At 40.9% G+C, this 20,846-nt stretch carries 15 protein-coding genes and 1 CRISPR repeat array; of the genes, 13 read left to right on the top strand and 2 right to left on the bottom strand.

Annotation, left to right across the window (positions count from 1 at the left end):
- The first annotated feature begins 27 nt into the window (after positions 1 to 27).
- The 11 genes from cas1f (at position 28) to Q1K78_RS06565 (ending at position 17,934) form a co-directional block, all read left to right on the top strand.
- Positions 28 to 1,023, top strand: a complete 996-nt coding sequence (cas1f, locus tag Q1K78_RS06615; RefSeq protein ID WP_300175703.1) for a type I-F CRISPR-associated endonuclease Cas1f — start codon at positions 28 to 30, stop codon at positions 1,021 to 1,023.
- Positions 1,020 to 4,424, top strand: a complete 3,405-nt coding sequence (gene cas3f, locus Q1K78_RS06610) for a type I-F CRISPR-associated helicase Cas3f (protein WP_300175701.1) — start codon at positions 1,020 to 1,022, stop codon at positions 4,422 to 4,424. The genes cas1f and cas3f overlap by 4 nt, the downstream gene beginning before the upstream one ends.
- Before the next feature lie 226 nt (positions 4,425 to 4,650).
- Positions 4,651 to 5,997: a type I-F CRISPR-associated protein Csy1 gene (gene csy1, locus Q1K78_RS06605; protein WP_300175679.1), complete on the top strand. Its 1,347-nt coding sequence runs from the start codon at positions 4,651 to 4,653 to the stop codon at positions 5,995 to 5,997.
- 1 nt (position 5,998) lies between these two features.
- On the top strand, positions 5,999 to 6,970 hold the full coding sequence (gene csy2, locus Q1K78_RS06600) for a type I-F CRISPR-associated protein Csy2 (protein WP_300175677.1): 972 nt from the start codon (positions 5,999 to 6,001) through the stop codon (positions 6,968 to 6,970).
- A 24-nt stretch (positions 6,971 to 6,994) separates the two neighbouring features.
- A complete protein-coding gene (gene csy3 / locus Q1K78_RS06595; RefSeq protein ID WP_300175675.1) occupies positions 6,995 to 7,978 on the top strand; it encodes a type I-F CRISPR-associated protein Csy3 in 984 nt (327 codons plus the stop codon).
- Between the two features lie 8 nt (positions 7,979 to 7,986).
- A complete protein-coding gene (gene cas6f, locus Q1K78_RS06590; protein WP_300175673.1) occupies positions 7,987 to 8,538 on the top strand; it encodes a type I-F CRISPR-associated endoribonuclease Cas6/Csy4 in 552 nt (183 codons plus the stop codon).
- 138 nt (positions 8,539 to 8,676) lie between these two features.
- Positions 8,677 to 13,327: a CRISPR direct-repeat array (repeat unit 28 nt; unit sequence GTTCACTGCCGCACAGGCAGCTTAGAAA).
- A gap of 126 nt (positions 13,328 to 13,453) precedes the next feature.
- A complete protein-coding gene (locus Q1K78_RS06585) occupies positions 13,454 to 14,359 on the top strand; it encodes an ABC transporter substrate-binding protein (RefSeq protein WP_300175671.1) in 906 nt (301 codons plus the stop codon).
- A gap of 90 nt (positions 14,360 to 14,449) precedes the next feature.
- The gene (gene vctD, locus Q1K78_RS06580; RefSeq protein WP_300175669.1) at positions 14,450 to 15,385 is read left to right on the top strand and encodes an iron chelate uptake ABC transporter permease subunit VctD; all 936 of its coding nucleotides are present in this window, start codon (positions 14,450 to 14,452) and stop codon (positions 15,383 to 15,385) included.
- Complete coding sequence (locus tag Q1K78_RS06575; RefSeq protein ID WP_300175667.1) at positions 15,378 to 16,328, top strand: iron chelate uptake ABC transporter family permease subunit; 951 nt, start codon at positions 15,378 to 15,380, stop codon at positions 16,326 to 16,328. The genes vctD and Q1K78_RS06575 overlap by 8 nt, the downstream gene beginning before the upstream one ends.
- A gap of 8 nt (positions 16,329 to 16,336) precedes the next feature.
- On the top strand, positions 16,337 to 17,098 hold the full coding sequence (gene vctC / locus Q1K78_RS06570; protein WP_300175665.1) for an iron chelate ABC transporter ATP-binding protein VctC: 762 nt from the start codon (positions 16,337 to 16,339) through the stop codon (positions 17,096 to 17,098).
- Positions 17,099 to 17,133: 35 nt separating this feature from the next.
- Positions 17,134 to 17,934 carry a siderophore-interacting protein gene (locus tag Q1K78_RS06565; protein WP_300175663.1) on the top strand — a complete coding sequence of 267 codons (801 nt, stop codon included), beginning with the start codon at positions 17,134 to 17,136 and terminating at the stop codon, positions 17,932 to 17,934.
- A gap of 109 nt (positions 17,935 to 18,043) precedes the next feature.
- On the opposite strand, the gene Q1K78_RS06560 is transcribed toward Q1K78_RS06565, so the two are convergent.
- Positions 18,044 to 18,292, bottom strand: a complete 249-nt coding sequence (locus Q1K78_RS06560; protein ID WP_300175661.1) for a DUF3297 family protein — start codon at positions 18,290 to 18,292, stop codon at positions 18,044 to 18,046.
- Between the two features lie 217 nt (positions 18,293 to 18,509).
- On the opposite strand from Q1K78_RS06560, the gene Q1K78_RS06555 reads away from it, so the two are divergent.
- Positions 18,510 to 18,767 (top strand): YdcH family protein, encoded by a 258-nt coding sequence (locus Q1K78_RS06555; RefSeq protein ID WP_300175659.1) that lies wholly within the window; start codon positions 18,510 to 18,512, stop codon positions 18,765 to 18,767.
- 89 nt (positions 18,768 to 18,856) lie between these two features.
- Here Q1K78_RS06555 and Q1K78_RS06550 read toward each other — a convergent pair whose 3' ends face one another.
- Entirely contained in the window at positions 18,857 to 19,753 is an 897-nt protein-coding gene (locus Q1K78_RS06550) for a DMT family transporter (protein WP_300175657.1), read from the bottom strand.
- 298 nt (positions 19,754 to 20,051) lie between these two features.
- Here Q1K78_RS06550 and Q1K78_RS06545 point away from each other — a divergent pair, with 298 nt between their 5' ends.
- The gene (locus Q1K78_RS06545; protein WP_300175655.1) at positions 20,052 to 20,621 is read left to right on the top strand and encodes a DNA-3-methyladenine glycosylase I; all 570 of its coding nucleotides are present in this window, start codon (positions 20,052 to 20,054) and stop codon (positions 20,619 to 20,621) included.
- The last annotated feature ends 225 nt before the right edge of the window (positions 20,622 to 20,846 follow it).

The raw sequence follows: 20,846 nt of genomic DNA, 5'->3' as shown, positions 1-20,846 counted from the left end.
TATATTAATCATTCAAGGGTAATGTATATGGACAATTTTTCGTCTTCTGATCTAAAAAGTATCTTGCATTCTAAGCGAGCCAATATGTTCTACCTTGAGTATTGTCGCGTGATGCAAAAAGATGGTCGTGTTCTTTATCTCACAGAAGCGAAGAATGAGAATCAATACTTTAATATCCCAATTGCCAATACCACTGTATTGCTATTAGGCAATGGCACTTCAATTACCCAAGCTGCAATGCGAATGTTAGCTCAAGCAGGTGTTCTTGTTGGTTTTAGTGGTGGCGGTGGAACACCCTTATACATGGCAAATGATGCCGAGCAACCGATAGAATGGTTTACTCCACAAAGTGAATATCGCCCGACAGAGTATTTACAAGGATGGATGTCATTCTGGTTTGATGACGAAAAACGCTTGGCAGCAGCAAAAGCATTCCAGCAAGCAAGATTAAGTTTTTTACAAAAAGTTTGGGGAAAAGACAGAGAGTTAAAGCAAGAAGGCTTTAATGTAAAAGATACTGGACTACAAGCCGCGTTTGAACGGTTTGAAGAACGTACAGAAGCCGCAACAAAGCAGAGTGATTTATTATTAACTGAGGCACAGCTGACGAAGTATTTATATAAATTTGCCGCTAACAATGTCCAGTTACAAGACTTTAAAAGACAACATCAATCAACCGACAAAGCTAATGATTTTTTGAATCATGGTAACTATTTGGCGTATGGCTTGGCAGCGACAACATTGTGGGTATTAGGCATTCCTCACGGTTTTGCCGTAATGCATGGCAAGACTCGCCGAGGCGCATTAGTTTTTGATGTTGCGGATTTAATAAAAGACACCATCGTGCTGCCGTGGGCGTTTATTTGTGCCAAAGAAAACGACACAGAGCAAGAGTTTCGCCAACAAGTACTGCAAGCATTTACCGATCACAAAGTGTTGGATTTCATGTTTGATACCGTGAAAGAAGTGGCGTTGTCGTATCAAAAACAAAAGCACATTGATGGTGGAGAGCACACTCTATGATGGTTACTTTTGTTTCTCAGTGCGAGAAAAATGCCTTAAAGAAAACACGTAGAGTATTAGATGCCTTTGCAAACCGCATTGGTGATAACACATGGCAGACCATTATTACCGAAGATGGCCTGCTAACGGTCAAGAAAATGCTGCGCCAAACGGCGAGTAAAAGCACTGCGGTGAGTTGTCATTGGATACGATCACGATCTCGCAGCCAGTTTTTATGGGTGGTAGGAAATCGTTTGAAATTTAATACCGAAGGCGTAGTGCCAGTGAATCGAACCAGTTTGAATCTTGATCATAAAGAATGGGAAAACGGTTGGGATAAGCTAGAAGTGATTGCGAATGCCACCAGCATTGCAGGCTTGTTTCATGACTTTGGTAAAGCCAATGATTTATTTCAAGCAAAGCTACAGGGAATAAGTGGGTCAAAAGGTGAACCTTATCGACATGAGTGGATTTCTCTACGCTTGTTTGAAGCTTTTGTAAAAGGAAAGACAGATCAAGAATGGCTATCTGAATTAAGTGAAATAGATCGCTCAGAGAATGCTAATAACACTGAATCTTATGTGCTAAAAAATCTTCATCACGATAATGGGGCAAACTCACAATCTCCATTTAAGTCATTAACGCCTTTTGCCTCCTTGGTCGCTTGGTTGATTGTGTCTCATCACCGGTTGCCATTACCTCAGACTAAACGCACTCAAAATGTCGTTAATGGAAATATGAAAAACTGGTTAATGGGTGTTTTTAATTGTGATTGGAATTCGAGTAACGCAGAGCAATTAGATCAAATTGGTAATGACACCATTATTAAAAATTGGACCTTCAGCCAAGGGACTCCGTTTATTAGTAAAACATGGCAAAAACAAGCGTCTAAGTTGGCGTATCGAGCGCTAAAAAACACAAAGCTAAATCATGAGCAAGAGTGGCTGAAACAACGTTTTGTTGCTCATTTGTCACGTTTGTCTTTAATGCTTTCGGATCACTATTATTCCTCTTTAGAAGCTGAACGATCTCAATTGGAGTGGCGAGATAACGATTATTTACCAAAAGCTAACACGGATAGAAAAGCGACTCAGCTTGAAGGGAGAGCGGTATTTAAACAGCAGTTGGATGAGCATAATATAGGTGTTGCGCATAATGCCATGCACTTTGCGTTAAATTTACCAGCATTGAAATACGCCTTACCTGCTATTGGGCAGCATAAACTATTCAGCCGAAATGCACCGAAAAAATTTGCATGGCAAGATAAATCTTATAAGGCAGCCAAAGAGTATGCTCGATTAAGTGAAAAACAGGGCTTCTTTGGAATCAATATGGCCTCAACAGGTTGTGGTAAAACCATTGCCAATGCTCGAATTATGTATGCACTTGCTGATGAAAGAGAAGGGTGTCGTTTCTCTGTTGCCGTTGGCTTAAGAACTCTGACACTGCAAACGGGTGACAGTTACCGTGATTTACTAAAGTTAGGTGACGATGAACTGGCTGTATTAATTGGATCGCAAGCCGTTAAAACGTTGCATCAAGTTAATAAAGAATCAAATAAAGAGAAACCGAGTTCTGGCAGCGAATCAAGCGACGACTTTTTTGAGCAACTTTTTATTAGTTATGATGGTCAAATTTATGATGGACGTTTAAAGCATTGGTTAAAAGGCAACCCTAAGTTAGAGCAACTATTGAGTGCGCCAGTAGTCGTTAGCACTATTGATCATCTGATGCCTGCGACAGAAAGCTTGCGTGGTGGCAAACAAATTGCGCCAATGCTGCGTTTATTAACCTCTGACCTTATTTTGGATGAGCCTGATGATTTTGGTTTGGAAGATTTGCCAGCACTATGCCGCTTAGTTAACTGGGCAGGTATGCTTGGTTCTCGTGTATTACTCTCTTCTGCAACCTTACCACCGTCACTAATCAGTGCGCTATATCACGCCTATTTAGCAGGAAGAAAGCACTTTAATGAAGCCAACTTTCCTGAAGGGGAGCTGCAAAGTGTGGTTTGTGGATGGTTTGATGAGAATAAAAGTCATGTAACCGAGATAAAATCTCCCGACGCTTTTACAGAAGAAAATGATATTTTCGTGCAGAAGCGCATTAAAAAATTGAACGAAAATAAAAAAATATTGCGTAAAGGGGAGTTAGTCACTGTTCACCTTGATGATGAGTTAAGCGAAAAGAAAGATGATAATCATATTTATCAGTTAGTAGCAGCAACCATTCATAGCCAGATCCATCAATTACACGATAGTCATCACGTAAAACATAGCTCAGGGCGAAAAGTCTCTTGTGGTGTTGTGCGAATGGCGAATATTGACCCAATGATTAATGTGATGAAATGCTTGTCGGAAATCTCGCCACAAGATGACTACAGTATTCACTTTTGTGTATACCACTCACAGTTTCCATTAGCAGTGAGATCTCACAAAGAGAATCGTTTAGACAATACGTTGACTCGATATGATGAAGCGCAACTTTGGCAACAACCCGAAATAATTGCAGCATTAAACACAACTACGACGACCAATAATATATTTGTTGTGGTTGGCACTTCGGTTGTAGAGGTAGGGCGAGATCACGATTACGATTGGGGCATTGCAGAGCCAAGTTCACTACGAGCATTGATCCAACTCGCTGGCCGTATTCAACGTCATCGCCAACAAGAGCCGAGCAGTAGCAACTTAATCGTATTGAATAAAAATATCAGAGCATTAAAAGGTAATTCGACGGCTTACTGTAAACCGGGTTTTGAAAGTAAAGATTTGCCTTTATCAACTCATGATTTGAATGAACTATTAAATGGTGAACTAGAAAGTATTTCTGCGATTTCAAGGATCCAGCAACCTAAGATCACTAAAAAAGAGATAAAACTTGCAGAGAATAAAAAAGTAGCTGTAGGGGTAAACTCATTTGTTATGCAAGAGCATAGGGCGTTGAAATTGGCTCTTGGTCTCCCTAGTTCTCCAAATGGAAAAGGGCAACAAGTTCAGTATTATCAAAGTGATAAAGAAGCCTTGTTATGGTGGAAAGATAACTATCATGCTGATTGGTATGGTGAGTTTATCAATCAAACGCAGTTTAGGAAATCCGATCCACAAGAAGAATTCATTTTGTGTCAAGCCGATGAGTGGGGCGATTTAGGCTGGCATCAAAAAGACACCACGCAAAAAAAATGGGTATTTACGCCACAAAATCATAGAGTGCTAACACAAAGCATTGAGCTATCAGAGGGTAACTACTGGTGGATGAATACCGATGCAGAAACCATCTATAGCAATTTAGCAGAACAGTTAGAACAAACAGTAATAATAACCGGGCAATATTTTGGTGGTATTAGCTTAAGAGCTGCGAAAAAAGATGGTCAAGAATTCATTTGGAATTGGCATGAGCAGTTGGGTGTGTTCAATACATAGAAATGTATTGAACACTCTACCTGTACGGTAGTTGACGAATTAAGAATAAGATTTATTTCTAAGCTACCTATTATCAGTAGTCAGTGAATCTTAATAAATAGTGACACGGATGTCACGGCCTAAAAAATTATTCATATTAAAAATAATATTTAGGTTGATCAGTTTTACTGATGGTGGCAAACTTAAGTCAATTGATACATAAGCAATGTTCTAAAAGGTTGATGGAATGACATTATCAAATGCCATTGCTGATTATATTCAGCAACGAAAAGAAGCAAAGTTAGAGCCATTACAAAAGGCACTAAATAAGATCTTAGAAAAAAGTGAAGACCCTATTGAGATTGCAGAAGCGAAAGCGGTTTACGCAGAAGAATCAGCCCCAATAGAAGCGGCATTTGTTACTAACATGTGGCTTTCTGATGCAGCAAAACGAGCAAAACAGATAAGTCTTGCTACCCATGCAGCAAAGTTTACTCACAGTGATGCCAAAGCCAGTAGTATGTTGGTCAGTGAGCAATTAAGTGAGTCAAACTATTTGGTGACGGCATCCTTAAATAAGAAAGCCATTGATGCAGTAGGTAATGCCGCAGCGTTAGATGTCGCAAGATTACTCAAGCTAGAGTGTGATGGTAAAAGTTTAATTACACAATTACAGCAAGGCCATGTTGATACGTTGCGTCCTTTTGCTAAAGATGAACAACAATTACAAGAGTGGAAAGAGGGATTTGCACAAGCCCTTGGTGACAGCAAGTTATCTAGCCATACATTAAGTAAGCAACTGTACTTTCCCTTAATTAGTAAAGATAAAACCTCAGTTGAATACCATTTGTTATGCCCACTGTTTTCATCGGCTCTTGCGCATGAGCTATATCATGAAGTAAGACGCACTCGGTATGGTGACTCAAAAGAGATCCGTGATGCTCATAAGACAGATAAATATCATGAAAAGTTAGATGAACGTTTCTTTAACCTTGCTGTGCAAAATTTTGGAGGGTCTAAACCTCAAAATATCTCGCAATTAAATAATGAACGTCATGGAGAAACGTTTTTATTAAATTGTGCGCCACCACAATGGAAGCATATCACCTCACCACCAATAAGCAGCTTAAGCGTATTTGGGCGAGAATTAAGCTTTAAAACGGCAGCATTGATCCGTGATTTTCGTTTATTTCTTGAAAACTTAAGGGAAGATGAGCGAAACGTAAATATCCGCCGTCAACGAGATAACGCGTACCTTTTGCCAATCATTGATACGGTGTTAAACCACGCCGCGGTCATTCAAATGATGAAAGATCATGCAGGTTGGTCAAATAGTGATGAATGTAAAATGAAGCCCAATCATGCATTGTGGTTAGATGTTTACAACACCGATGAGGCATTCCAAAAACACCGTGAAAAAGGGGATTGGTTGGTGCTTATCGCGACGGATTTTGCCAGTTGGTTAATACATAAATTAAAGAGCCAGAAAGAAAAATACGTTTTAGGTGATATTGAACACGCTTATTTTTCAACGTTGTTTTTACATCAATTAAAGCATTTTGAACGCTCAACGCCAAAATTAGGGGAGCTGTAACATGAGCCGCTATTTATTATTAAAAGACATCAGCGTACAAAACGCCAATGCGATTGCAGGCTTAACGTATGGTTTCCCTGCCATGACGAATTTTTTGGGATTTACCCATGCTTTATCACGAAAATTATCTTCTGAATTAGCCATCACATTAGGTGGAGTGGCCGTTATCAGTCATGAAAATATGGTTCACGCAAGGCAACCTAAAGAGTGGGGAGATTATGTCTTTGCCTTAACGCGTAACCCATTAACTCAAAAAGGAACCACAGCTCCAATTAATGAAGAAGGTCGTATGAATATGACGATTTCTCTCTTAATTGAAGTGCACGGTTTGTTGGGTGGTGCCATGTATCAGGAAGATCAACTCGTCAATGATGTTGAAAATCTACTGCCTAAACTCAGAATTGCCGGAGGGCAAATAACACAAATTGGTTCTATATCACTGACCAATAAAGATGAAGATAAAAAAGTATTACGTCATTTAATGCCAGGGTTTATATTGTTAGATCGCAGTGAATATTTAACTGAATACGTTAAAAATAAACATGAGCAAGGTGAGCAAATCTCTGCATTTGATGCATGGTGTGATTTTTACAAAGTTAAATATCAAGCCACGCGCGTAGAAAGTGAGGCAGAAGATCAAGGCGAACTCAGTAATAAAGCCAAGTGGGAGTTTGTGAAGAAACCTCAAATGGGATACTTGGTACCAATCATGTCAGGGTATTGTGCCATCTCGCCACTGTATGAGGCTGGAAAGGTTGACAATGTACGAGACACCACGGTTCCAGTTGCTTTTGCTGAAGCAGCGTATGGTATTGGTGAATGGATGAGTCCGCATCGCTTAACCTGTATTGATGATGCCATTTGGCGTTATGAGCATTGTGAACCTTGGTATGTCGCTAAAACAAAACCGTTTATAGATCCTATTATCGAACTATCTATGGATGAGTTTGATGAAGATGACGAAGAAATTTAAATTATAAAATAGAGAGAATTTAAAATGGCTAAAACAACTTTGAAAACACCGTCAGTCTTGGCGTTTGAAGCAAAACTACTTCCATCTGATGCATTAATGTTTGCGGGTAACTGGGAGAAACAAGAGTGGGCACCAATTATGGTGGGTGAAAAAGCGGTACGTGGTACGATCTCAAACCGCTTAAAAGCAGCAATGGCAAATGATCCAACGAAGCTTGATGCAGAAGTATCAAAGGCCAATTTACAAACCGTTGATATTGCAGCATTAGGTCATCACACAGATACATTGAAAGTGCAATTTACCCTGCGAGTATTAAGCGACTTACAAGTACCATCGACCTGTAATAATCCTGAATATCAGGCGGCGCTTGCTGAAAAAATTGAAACTTATACGCAAGGAGAAGGCTTTTCTGAATTAGCCAAACGTTATGCACAAAATATTGCTAATGGTCGTTTCTTGTGGCGTAACCGTGTTGGCGCTGAAAATGTATTAGTGAAAGTAACAGCAGAAGGAAAAGAATTTACCTTTAATAGTCATGATTTTAATTTACGTAGCTTTGATAATAATCCATCGGTTGATGAACTAGCCGAGATTATTCAAAAAGGGTTAGTTGAAAATCACTCGTTAATTAAAGTTGAAGCATTCACGCAGTTAGGTGAAGGCCAAGCTGTGTATCCATCACAAGAGCTAGTGATGGGTGGGGGTAAAGGGGATAAGAGTAAATTCTTGTATCAGTTAAATGGTCAAGCGGCAATGCACTCTCAAAAGATTGGTAATGCATTACGTACCATTGATACTTGGCACCCTGCTTTTGAAGAGGTTGGCCCAATTGCGGTTGAACCGTATGGCTCTGTAACCAACCGTGGTGCTGCTTACCGTCAACCAAAAGAAAATAATGATTTCTATAAGTTATTGGATGGTTGGATGTTAAAAGATAAGCAACCAGAGAAAGAGCAACAGCATTACATTATGGCAATGCTTATTCGTGGTGGCGTATTTGGTGAATAGAGGTCGTCATGAATTTTTACTGTGATATTAAAGTATTACCAGATCCAGAAGCGTCAGAGCCTGTACTCATTAGCAATTTAATGGCGAAATTACACAGAGCTTTGGTGGAGTTAAAAGAAGTTAATATTGGAATTAGCTTTCCAAATGTGGATAAAACGCTAGAGGATACGTTACGCCTGCATGGTGATGAGGCCGATTTAAAACAGTTATTTGACTTAAATTGGCTGAAAGGTTTACGTGATTATTGCTCTCAAACATCAGTATTAAAAGTGCCTGATGTCTGTGAATATCGCTGCGTAAAGCGTAAACAAGCTAAAAGTGCGGACAATAAACGCAAGCGTTCTATTGCTAAAGGTTGGCTTAGTGCAGAAGAAGCGACATTGAAAATTGGTAATGAACAGCAAAAAATGCTGCGCTTACCCTTTGTTCAATTAAAAAGTACATCCACAGGGCAGGTGATGAAGTTATTCATTGAGCATGGTGGGTTGCAAGATAAAGCAGTTGAAGGGCAGTTTAATCGTTATGGATTAAGCTCATCAGCAACTGTCCCTTGGTTTTAATCAAAAATAACCAAAAAATTGCTCTTTAAAAACGAGTCAATAAAATCAGTAAGTTACAATAGGTATAAAAAATTAGGTAAAAATGGGTATTTTTACTTATCTACTTGTTGTAACTTATTTTTGTGCTGATATTCTATTGTTCACTGCCGCACAGGCAGCTTAGAAAACACATTGTCCATATCATCGACAACATCTGCTGTTCACTGCCGCACAGGCAGCTTAGAAAGATATTAAAAGACATTTTTGTTAACGGCAAAGGTTCACTGCCGCACAGGCAGCTTAGAAAATACTAAACCTCTAAAAAGCTGTTTTTCTGATGTTCACTGCCGCACAGGCAGCTTAGAAAATTACCATGTGCCAGCAATAAAAAACGGAAAGGTTCACTGCCGCACAGGCAGCTTAGAAATCTACAGTCTAATTCATGGAAGCCCTTTAATTGTTCACTGCCGCACAGGCAGCTTAGAAAAAAAACCCCGCGTAATTGCGGGGTTTTTTCATGTTCACTGCCGCACAGGCAGCTTAGAAAAGAACTAGACGAAATGGAACTATTAACCGAAAGTTCACTGCCGCACAGGCAGCTTAGAAATTAATTCCGCCGCTCATCTGGCTTGCATCCACGTTCACTGCCGCACAGGCAGCTTAGAAATAATGTAGTCTGGTACGTAATCAGTCAACTTAGTTCACTGCCGCACAGGCAGCTTAGAAAAATCATCACAGAGCACCCCTACGTTAATTTACGTTCACTGCCGCACAGGCAGCTTAGAAATTCACGATAACCAGCTCCGAGTGTTACGCCGCGTTCACTGCCGCACAGGCAGCTTAGAAAGTCATCTAACGTTAATAATACAGGCATCGATTGTTCACTGCCGCACAGGCAGCTTAGAAATACTGCAAGATTGAACGTCGCTGCTAAATCAGGTTCACTGCCGCACAGGCAGCTTAGAAAAGCATAACCGATCGGTACAGATGATTTACCCGGTTCACTGCCGCACAGGCAGCTTAGAAAATAGCCTTGGCACATTCACGTATTATAGTGGTGTTCACTGCCGCACAGGCAGCTTAGAAAACGTCTAAAGATGGTACACCGCTAGAGTCTAAGTTCACTGCCGCACAGGCAGCTTAGAAAATTGATATCTAAATATACAACATAAGAGAATCGTTCACTGCCGCACAGGCAGCTTAGAAAAGGCAACGGCGGCAAATGTCTTGCCAGAGCCTGTTCACTGCCGCACAGGCAGCTTAGAAAATTTGTGCAATTCTGAAAATATCGCACTCAGTGTTCACTGCCGCACAGGCAGCTTAGAAAATAACAGCGATTTAGAAGTGATTAAGTTGCTTGTTCACTGCCGCACAGGCAGCTTAGAAAGTCAACAGTTGCCTTGGGTTTCTGTTTTAATCGTTCACTGCCGCACAGGCAGCTTAGAAAAGTAAGTACAGCTAATATCATTAATCGTTTCAGTTCACTGCCGCACAGGCAGCTTAGAAAACCGTAATGTAGCATAGCACCTAGTGTGGCGTGTTCACTGCCGCACAGGCAGCTTAGAAAAACACCTTGGCCGCCACCACCGGTTTTATACGTGTTCACTGCCGCACAGGCAGCTTAGAAATCTATAAGATTCGGGTCACTTCGCAACGCTGGGTTCACTGCCGCACAGGCAGCTTAGAAAGTTACCAAACTCTAGTAATATATCAGCAGTCAGTTCACTGCCGCACAGGCAGCTTAGAAATTGATAAAAGTTACTGATTTCAAAAAATACTTGTTCACTGCCGCACAGGCAGCTTAGAAAGATAGCAATAATACGGGTAGTAGTAGTTGGTCGTTCACTGCCGCACAGGCAGCTTAGAAACTACAGGTAGTTTCGTAAACCGTACAGCACCCGTTCACTGCCGCACAGGCAGCTTAGAAATGGAAGCGGCGGCCACTCTCCGCCGCTTCTTAGTTCACTGCCGCACAGGCAGCTTAGAAATATGAAATCCCACTGATCGAATACATTTACTTGTTCACTGCCGCACAGGCAGCTTAGAAATGTTTCGCTGTTACTGTTCCGTTGCCTAACGAGTTCACTGCCGCACAGGCAGCTTAGAAAACCCATTTAAGCAAGCGTTCTTTTCAATAACTGTTCACTGCCGCACAGGCAGCTTAGAAAGCACGAAAAGCCCCGTCCTTCAGGTCGGGGATGTTCACTGCCGCACAGGCAGCTTAGAAACGTCGAATGGTGGTATGTGGATGGCGAAAACCGTTCACTGCCGCACAGGCAGCTTAGAAAAAAGATAAGTAGAGATAGGCGCTCCTGAGCCAGTTCACTGCCGCACAGGCAGCTTAGAAATCCCATTCTTCTAGCGTTTCAATCGTTGTTTCGTTCACTGCCGCACAGGCAGCTTAGAAACATAGTAAAGAGCGGAACCCTTCAAAGGCTGTGTTCACTGCCGCACAGGCAGCTTAGAAAAGACGATGGAACTTCCGTTGCGATTTTGTCCCGTTCACTGCCGCACAGGCAGCTTAGAAAGTATACGGAATAACTCAAACCTATTCGACGTGGTTCACTGCCGCACAGGCAGCTTAGAAAAGTAGAACCTCGTTATGAGTGTCAACGTGTCGGTTCACTGCCGCACAGGCAGCTTAGAAAACTCACTCTTGGCTTTCAGTTTGATAATGAAAGTTCACTGCCGCACAGGCAGCTTAGAAATGCTGCAAATTCGTTTTTAAACCAAGTGTATTGTTCACTGCCGCACAGGCAGCTTAGAAAACCTGCGGCAATTGCCATTACGCCGCTTGCATGTTCACTGCCGCACAGGCAGCTTAGAAAATTCATCCGGAATAGCCGCGACAATCGCTGCCGTTCACTGCCGCACAGGCAGCTTAGAAAGCGTTGGGGGCGGCGCTGTTAAGTAAAGGCGCGTTCACTGCCGCACAGGCAGCTTAGAAAAATGCAGGCTTATCTTTGAATGAGTCAGCCGCGTTCACTGCCGCACAGGCAGCTTAGAAAGTAAGGTAGATTATGAGCAACGTAATATTAGAGTTCACTGCCGCACAGGCAGCTTAGAAAAGCACGTTCGCCCAAGTTACGAGCGATGGTTAGTTCACTGCCGCACAGGCAGCTTAGAAAATTAAGTGAAGATATAGATTTTTCACCAGAGCGTTCACTGCCGCACAGGCAGCTTAGAAAGTATGCATAATAGCGCCAGCGCATACGGCAACGTTCACTGCCGCACAGGCAGCTTAGAAAAGAGCAAGCCCACTCTGGTAAAGCCTTTTTTGGTTCACTGCCGCACAGGCAGCTTAGAAACACGAACCTAAAGTTGATATAGTTGTTGGGGTGTTCACTGCCGCACAGGCAGCTTAGAAACACATACCTCAGCAAGTTCTAGTGATGACATTAGTTCACTGCCGCACAGGCAGCTTAGAAAAATCAAAGCAAGAGAAACCCCTCTTTGTATTCTGTTCACTGCCGCACAGGCAGCTTAGAAAAGACGATAGTGTCATTACACTGACTGTCTCAAGTTCACTGCCGCACAGGCAGCTTAGAAATTGGCCGCGTACCATTCGGCATCGAGTTGTTTGTTCACTGCCGCACAGGCAGCTTAGAAATATCCAAGTGTAGCGGGTGAGTTCGGCGGAAGGTTCACTGCCGCACAGGCAGCTTAGAAAAGTAGGGGGTGAGAACTTCGCAATATTCCACCGTTCACTGCCGCACAGGCAGCTTAGAAATTGCACGATGCCAACGCTGCTTCCATTCAGTAGTTCACTGCCGCACAGGCAGCTTAGAAATCGTGAGGTATTGACAACCTCGTGAGGTTTGCGTTCACTGCCGCACAGGCAGCTTAGAAAAAACGGTGAAGACGTATGTAAAGGTTGGTTGCGTTCACTGCCGCACAGGCAGCTTAGAAATTCAAAAAAACGGCGCATTGTTTTATTTATCGGTTCACTGCCGCACAGGCAGCTTAGAAATGCATTGTCCCAATTAGCGCCAAAAAGCGAGGGTTCACTGCCGCACAGGCAGCTTAGAAACGCGACTGTAGATAATGGATCGCCAATCAAAGGTTCACTGCCGCACAGGCAGCTTAGAAAAACAGCAAGCACAATGAAATGCCAAGTAAAGCGTTCACTGCCGCACAGGCAGCTTAGAAATTGCAGCATGAACAGCGAAATTTTGAATTAGCGTTCACTGCCGCACAGGCAGCTTAGAAAGCGATCCCAACATTCGGAACCCCATTGATAATGTTCACTGCCGCACAGGCAGCTTAGAAAAAGCAGTTGCGAGAAATGCAAAAGAAAATAGTGTTCACTGCCGCACAGGCAGCTTAGAAACGCAACCATCAGCGGCGGCCAGCTCAACTATCGTTCACTGCCGCACAGGCAGCTTAGAAATGTAACTCGTTTTATTATTGGTACTAATAAATGTTCACTGCCGCACAGGCAGCTTAGAAATGGCGCATTGGCTATACTTGAAATGGCCATAAGTTCACTGCCGCACAGGCAGCTTAGAAAATCACATCACTTGGTTCGGTTGAAGTGAATGCGTTCACTGCCGCACAGGCAGCTTAGAAAATGCGCTACCCGCAACCACTTCAAAAGCTTGGGTTCACTGCCGCACAGGCAGCTTAGAAAGGAGACTCTGCGTTTATTTGAAACTCTGAGATGTTCACTGCCGCACAGGCAGCTTAGAAATTGGCCGCCGCCTCTCGGATCATATCCAACAAGTTCACTGCCGCACAGGCAGCTTAGAAACCATTAATTGTCGATTCTCCGCGCCGCTTCGCGTTCACTGCCGCACAGGCAGTTAAATGTGTTAGTGCAGGCATGCACATTTAATTCTACGCCTTTACAATCTTTACTTTTTTATTCTAGCGAATGAGAGTGATTTTCATTATAGTAAACATAAATACGAATAGTTATCACTTGAGTGTAAAGAGTATGAAAAAGAATATCGCTACAATGTTATTGGGTTTGCTGGTTTCTGCGTCTTCTTATGCAGAAATGATCACAGTTTCTCATCAGTTAGGTAAAACTACACTTGAGACGAAACCTCAACGTGTTGTTGTTATTGGAACTGGCACTCTTGATGCACTTGATTATTTTGGTATTAAACCAGTAGCGGTAACTCAAGCGACAACCATGCCGTCTTATCTTCTTAAATACACAACCAACGAATTTGCTTCATCGGGCAGCCTTAGTGATCCTGATTTTGAAACAATTTACATGCAAAAACCTGATGTGATTATCATGGGATCTCGTGCCATTAAAGCGTACAAAGAATTGTCTGAAATCGCCCCAACCATTGTATTTGCTGTCGATTCAAAAGGGTATTGGGAAAGCACACAACAACAATGGCGCATGCTAGGGGATGTATTTGAAATTCAGCCTAAAGTTGAAGCGAAAATTGCCAGTGTCGATGTTGAAATAACGAAGATAAATACACATAACCAAAATAATAATGTAGCGGCACTAACGGTCATGAGTGCAGGTGGAAATATCACGACTTTTGGTGCTCAATCGCGTTTCTCTGCTATTTATAAAGATTTTGGTTTTAAAGAAGCGGCGAAAGGCATTAAAGAATCTAACCATGGTGACTTGGTGTCTTATGAGTACATTCGTGATGTGAACCCATCAAATCTTCTTATTGTTGATAAAGATAAATTAATTAACAAAGACAAAAGCCGCACACGTGAAGAATTTGCTAACCCACTAGTAAAAGCGACGGACGCCTACAAAAACGATAGCTTAACTTACTTAGATATCAATGCTTGGTATATAGCCATCGCAGGGGTTACAGCAACAGATCAGATGATTGAAGACGTAAAGCAATCTATTCACCTTTAGGATAATAATTCCTAATATTCTTACACTTAATTTTCCTTAAAGCGTGTTATTTCTCTGAGATAGCACGCTTTGTGCAGGCTGAGGTTAGCTTTGAAAAAGTTATTGCTTGTTCTTATTGTACTGAGCGTTGCTTCTGTATTTATCGGTGTTGCTGACTTATCGTTGACCGCTATTTTTAGTGGTGACATAGAAGCGTTAGAATTACTTGCAGTGAGTCGTTTACCGCGTTTATTGGCTATTTTATTATCGGGTGCGGGTCTCAGTATTGCGGGCTTAATTATGCAGCAGATTAGCCAGAACCGATTCGCTGCACCATCGACATCTGGTACGATTGAGTGTGCAATGCTTGGTTATGTACTCAGTTTAGTGATTTTTGGGCATGGTGATAATTTATTACTGATCTTCGGTATGTCGATTGTTGGCACGTTAATCTTCATCCAATTTATCCACCGTATTCAATTCAAAAATGCCATTTTTGTGCCATTAGTCGGCATCATCTTTGGTAATGTTGTTTCTTCTGCGGCGACCTTTATCGCTTACAAATATGATGCGGTTCAAAACCTGTCAGCATGGACAGTGGCTAATTTTGCCAGCATTTTGCAAGGTAACTATGAACTGCTTTATATCGCCGTTCCGATTTCAATTATCAGCTACTGGTATGCCACGCGTTTATCTGCTGTGGGTATGGGCAAAGACTTCGCGACGAATATTGGCCTGAATTACAAACAAATTTTGTTTATCGGTATTATGTTGGTATCGGTGATGTCAGCAACGGTAGTTATGATTGTGGGTCAACTGCCGTTTCTTGGCCTGATTGTGCCAAATTTAGTCGCTCAGTTTTATGGGGATAACTTACGTAAAAATATTCCATTAACGGCGATTGTGGGGGCGATTCTTATCCTTGTGTGTGATGTTGTTGGGCGTATTGTTATCTTCCCTTATGAAATTCCTATCTCTATGATCATTAGTATTCTTGGCGGTGTCGTGTTTATTGCTTTCATCGTTAAAGGAAAACAAAATGTCTGATTCAATTAAATTAACAGGGTTAGCATTCATTACGGTTCTGTTTGCGTTTTTATTTATTGGTATTGGGTTAGATGCATCAAATTACGAGTATTTCTTATCTCGTCGTGTACCTAAAGTATTGGCGATGATTTTAGCAAGTATTGCGATTGCTCAATCGTCGTTGGTGTTTCAAACCATTACTCATAACCGTATTTTAACGCCAAGTATTATGGGATTTGATGCCTTGTATTTGTTAACTCAAGTTTTAGTTGTCGTGATTTTTGGTTCATTTAGTGTGTTCATATTGAACCCATTTGTGAACTTTGCCTTGTCTGTTTTTATTATGATTGGGTTCTCGTTATTGCTGTTTGGTTTTTATTTTAAAAAGAACAATAGCAATGTCATTACCTTGTTGTTATTGGGTGTGATTTTTGGACAACTGTTTTCCAATATATCGTCATTTTTCATGATGGTTATCGATCCAAATGAGTTTTCTACCATTCAAGGCAGCATGTTTGCGAGTTTTAACAACATCAATAAAGATCTCGTTTATTTCTGTGTTATTCCTCTACTACTTATCAGTGCATTGCTTTTTAGACTGTCTAACGTGTTAGATATCTTTTGGTTGGATAATGACAACGCCACGAGTCTAGGGGTTGATGTTGGTAAGGTAACCAAACAGGTGCTGATTTTAGTGGCGATTCTAATTTCGGTATCTACTGCCTTAGTTGGCCCTGTGATGTTCTTTGGTTTATTAGTGGCAAACTTAGCTAAAGAATTCTTTCATACCTACCGTCACCGAACTCTATTAATGGGAAGCAGCTTAATGGCGATGTCGATGTTGTTATCGGGCCAATGGGTAATTGAGAATGTCTTTAAGTTTGAAACGACCTTAAGCGTAGTGATTAATTTTATCGGTGGTTTGTATTTCTTATCACTGCTTGTTAGACAAAAAATTCAATAGAGAAACGTATGATTTCATTATCTCAACTATCAAAATCATTTGGTCAGCAAAAAGTGGTTGATCAAGCCTCTGCCTCGTTCATTAAAGGTGAAGTGACGTCAATCATTGGACCTAACGGCGCAGGTAAAAGTACCGTGTTATCAATGGCGAGCCGTTTGTTAGCAAAAGACAGTGGTAGCGTATTAATTGAAAACAAAGAAGTGGTCGATTGGGACACAAAAGTTTTAGCAAAAAAACTGTCGGTACTTCGTCAATCAAACAATCTAAATATGCGCTTTACCGTGCGTGAATTGGTTGCTTTTGGGCGGTTTCCTTACAGCCAAGGCAAGCTAACGAAGCATGATAACGAGGTGATTGATAACGCGATTAATTACCTTGATTTAACGGACATCCAAGATAAATATTTAGATGAGCTGAGTGGGGGGCAACGTCAATTAGCCTTTATTGCAATGGTTGTTGCTCAAGATACGGATTACGTGTTCTTAGATGAGCCATTGAATAATCTTGATATTAAACACTCATTGCAGATCATGAAAAACATTAAAACCTTAGCGCATGAGTTAGGAAAAGCCGTCGTAATTGTGATTCATGATATCAACTTTGCCTCATGCTATTCAGATAATATTGTCGCGCTTAAAAAAGGCAAAGTGGTTGCTAATGGTACGGTAGCAGAAGTGATCAGAAAAGACGTTCTTTCAGATATTTATGACACTGAATTTGATATCCATGAAGTTAATGGACAACGTATTTGTATGTACTATGGTCAGTAATAGACGATGTACAAAATAAGATAAGGAACGCGTTTATGAGTAAGCCATCACCACGAATACTAACGGTTATTAGTAGCGTACTGCTGACATCAAATATGCAGCGTATTACGTTTAAAGCCGATGATTTATCTGATTTTGAAACCGAGAGTGAAGGCGGTTACATTAAGCTGTTGTTTAATGAGAATGGTGGAACGGACCTTTCTGGTATTGAAGAAGGCACTCGTCCAAAAATGCGTACTTATACCATTCGTCATTTGCGCCAAGAACAGAATGAATTGGATGTGGACTTTGTACGTCATCATCATTCTGTTGATTGTGTGAGTACTGATAGTGGCGGTTTTGCATCGAATTGGTCGCAACAAGCTAAAGCTGGCAGTCAAATATCCATTGTTGGTCCGGGTTCCATCAAAGGTTTATCGAAAGAGGCCGATTGGTTTTTCTTAGTGGCTGACATGACCGCATTACCTGCGTTGTCTGCAAAATTAGAAACCCTGCCATCAAGTGCGGTGGGATACGCGGTGATTGAAATTAACCATGAATCCGACAAGCAAGCCTTAGCTAAACCGGAAGGAATGAATATTGTTTGGATTATTCAATCAGAAGTGAATTCAGAGAACGGCGGGTTGATTGACGCGGTTCGTGCTCAAGATTGGAAACAAGGTCGAGTGGCGGTATGGAGTGCGTGTGAATTCAATAATATGAGGCAGCTACGTACGTATTTCCGTAATGAAAAAGCCGTCGATAAAGACGATATTTACATTAGCAGTTACTGGAAAGAAGGCTGTACCGAAGATGGCCATAAAATCGCTAAGCATGAAGATCAGCTAGCGGATTGATGATTAGTTATAGAGTGTGGGTACTCTAATATAAATAGCGTTAACAAAAAGGGCCTAACTATACAATTAGGCCCTTTGTTATTTATGATAAGTGCTCTTATATCGAGACTTACTTATAAAAGGCTTCAACAGTGCCTTTTAATTTAATTAGGATCGGTTGACCGCGACGGTCTAGTGCTTTAGGTGATGGGATTTTTACCCAGCTTTCACTAATGCAGTATTCTTCAACATCAAAGCGCTCTTTGCCGTTAAGTTTAATACCGATGTGGTGTTCAAAACATTCTGCAACATGATGTGGACTACGAGGATTGCCAGAAAGGTGATCCGGTAAAGCGGGTTGCGATGTAGTATCGTTCATGATTGTGACCTGTATTTAATAAAAAGTGCGCTATTGTAGGCGTTATAAGCCTAACGCTCAAGAGTTGTAGTGATAAATCGTATTCATATATTTAGTAAACTTGAATCTGCTATTTTATCAACAATGTAAACTCTTCATCACTTTGCGTATTAGCCCACATTTATTTCAATAAATACCTCCTATACTGGTCAGTAATTCGATTGAAAAGGAAATGCCAATGCTAAATGAAAACCATGCTTTTATCTTAGATTTTCCAGAGCTAAAATTAGATATTGTTCAGCTAAATCATGATGATCCAACATTCAAAGCAGAACTTCAGAAGTATCACGAATTGGATTACAATATTCGTCAATTAGAGATATCCGGCAGTCCGATTGATGATGAAAACATGAACATTCTAAAACTCCAGCGTATAGAATTAAAAGACGTTTTGTATAAGCAATTAACTCAGCATCATCAAATGGCCAGTAACTAATCTAAAGTATAATTTACTTATTAAACTCGAACGCACAAAAAAGCCGACTCTCAGTCGGCTTTATTATTAGGAGTTATCAGTAACGATGGTTACGCTTTGATAAGTAGGTTGGCTTCTTGTTTGGCTTTTTTGGTTTTAACTTGAGCCAGAATAACGCCTGAAATCACCATTAACCCACCCATTAGATGATAACTCTCAATCTTCTCGCCTAACAGGATAGCAGCAAGTGAGACTGCAACCACCGGCAGTAAGTTCATGAACATCGCGCTTGATTCAGCTCCAATGACATCAATGGCTTTTACCCACATCCAAGGGGCTAAAATAGAGGCAGCAATTGATGCATACATGATAAGCGGAATAGAGCTTTCGGTTGGTAATAAACTGTCACTGGTGAGCCATAGTGGTGTCAGCATCACAACAGCAAACAAGCCTTGCATGTAAATAAGCTGCCAGCTTGTGATGGGCATTTTCCAACGCTTTATTAATACGCAGTAAGCCGCATAACAACAGGCAGCAATAACCATTAGGCCATCCCCCTCTGTGATTGGTTGATGCAAGAAGAACGTAATATCACCATGGCCTAACATAAAAGTAAGACCCGCTAACGAAATTACCGCGCCAACAATACTTAGTTTAGAGATTCGTTTACCGAGTAAAGGTAAGCTGAGAAAAATACTAATCAAGGGTACTAACGAGGTAATTAGTGACATATTAGACGCAGTGGTGGTTAACCCAGCGTAATAACCTAATGATTGGTTTAGCACCATGCCAAGTAACGCCAAAAATGCCAATTTAGATAGGTAAGGGCGAATAACATGGCGTGATTTAATGACTGAAGGTAAACAAAAAGGCGTCAAAATCAGCATTGCAAATGCCCAACGATAAAAACTCATGGCACTTGGTTCTATAGCCGATGCCGCCATTTTATTGATGATGGAGTTACCGCCCCAAATAAGGACAGTAAAGAGAGGTAATAAATAATACACGTGACCTGCATCTCGTTAATGGCTAATGAGATGCAGTTTGACAGGTCTATTGAAATGTATATATCTTTAATCAGACATTTTGATTTAGTAGAAAGACATTATGATATCTTAGAAAAAGAAGCCGGTAAGGAATAAGGCAGTAACGCAGAGTATTTTGAATACAGAAGGAAGAGTTGTTATGCAGGCTATAAGGCCAAAGTTAAAGTAAGTAAATGGTAGCATAAGAAATATACAGAATAGGGTACTTGTTACTGTAGTGTGAGCTTAGTTAGGTTGTCTAAAAAAAGAGGTTAGGATAATGGAAAAAAAACGATGTGAATGGGCAGAGGTTTCTGATTTAGACCGAGATTATCACGATAATGAATGGGGCGTTCCTGTTTATAATGAGCGTGAGTTGTTTGAATATTTGATCTTGGAAGGCGCGCAGGCGGGATTAAGTTGGTCTACGATTTTGAAGAAACGAGAAGGGTATCGATTTCTATTTGATAATTTTGATATTGAACTCATCAGCCAATACGATCAAGAAAAAATAGAAACGCTAATGTTAGATGCACGAATTGTACGTAATCGACTAAAGATTAATTCGGTGATTACTAATGCTCAGGCATTTATGACGATCCAGCAAGAGTTTGGCGGATTTTCTGAGTATCTATGGGGTTATGTAAATAAACAATCAATTAAAAATCATTGGAAAACAATGGCTGAAGTCCCTGCAACAACAGAATTATCGGATAAATTAAGTAAAGATTTAAAGAAGCGTGGTTTTAAATTTGTTGGCCCAACTATTTGCTATGCCTTTTTACAAGCAACTGGTGTTGTTAATGATCACTTGGTTAACTGCCCTTGCTATGTTAAAAATAACATATAAGTAAAATTTGGGTGTTTATGATTTATTAAACACATTGTTATCAGAAAGGGAGGGAGAATTATGGACAAGAAATCCTTACCAAATTCAGAAGAAACAATTATAGAGACGGTTGATGTTGATGGGACGTACCAAGAAGAATTACGTAAAAAGAAAGAACGACGTAATTACCCCTCTAAGTCAGTTTTATATGAAAGAAGATTTAAAGAAGAGCGTCGTAATAAAGAT

This window comes from uncultured Aliivibrio sp. (assembly GCF_946479765.1).
Classification (GTDB): domain Bacteria; phylum Pseudomonadota; class Gammaproteobacteria; order Enterobacterales; family Vibrionaceae; genus Aliivibrio.
Note: the sequence above shows the minus strand (reverse complement) of the source record. Positions and strands in the feature narration are given on the sequence as shown.

What these genes read in the sequence shown, in the direction of transcription:
- Q1K78_RS06560 (WP_300175661.1), bottom strand. Translation starts at nt 18,292, where the DNA reads ATGAACGATACTACATCGCAACCCGCTTTACCGGATCACCTTTCTGGC.
- csy1 (WP_300175679.1), top strand. Translation starts at nt 4,651, where the DNA reads ATGACATTATCAAATGCCATTGCTGATTATATTCAGCAACGAAAAGAA.
- Q1K78_RS06585 (WP_300175671.1), top strand. Translation starts at nt 13,454, where the DNA reads ATGAAAAAGAATATCGCTACAATGTTATTGGGTTTGCTGGTTTCTGCG.
- cas3f (WP_300175701.1), top strand. Translation starts at nt 1,020, where the DNA reads ATGATGGTTACTTTTGTTTCTCAGTGCGAGAAAAATGCCTTAAAGAAA.
- csy3 (WP_300175675.1), top strand. Translation starts at nt 6,995, where the DNA reads ATGGCTAAAACAACTTTGAAAACACCGTCAGTCTTGGCGTTTGAAGCA.
- Q1K78_RS06575 (WP_300175667.1), top strand. Translation starts at nt 15,378, where the DNA reads ATGTCTGATTCAATTAAATTAACAGGGTTAGCATTCATTACGGTTCTG.
- Q1K78_RS06545 (WP_300175655.1), top strand. Translation starts at nt 20,052, where the DNA reads ATGGAAAAAAAACGATGTGAATGGGCAGAGGTTTCTGATTTAGACCGA.
- vctC (WP_300175665.1), top strand. Translation starts at nt 16,337, where the DNA reads ATGATTTCATTATCTCAACTATCAAAATCATTTGGTCAGCAAAAAGTG.
- cas6f (WP_300175673.1), top strand. Translation starts at nt 7,987, where the DNA reads ATGAATTTTTACTGTGATATTAAAGTATTACCAGATCCAGAAGCGTCA.
- Q1K78_RS06555 (WP_300175659.1), top strand. Translation starts at nt 18,510, where the DNA reads ATGCTAAATGAAAACCATGCTTTTATCTTAGATTTTCCAGAGCTAAAA.
- Q1K78_RS06565 (WP_300175663.1), top strand. Translation starts at nt 17,134, where the DNA reads ATGAGTAAGCCATCACCACGAATACTAACGGTTATTAGTAGCGTACTG.
- cas1f (WP_300175703.1), top strand. Translation starts at nt 28, where the DNA reads ATGGACAATTTTTCGTCTTCTGATCTAAAAAGTATCTTGCATTCTAAG.
- csy2 (WP_300175677.1), top strand. Translation starts at nt 5,999, where the DNA reads ATGAGCCGCTATTTATTATTAAAAGACATCAGCGTACAAAACGCCAAT.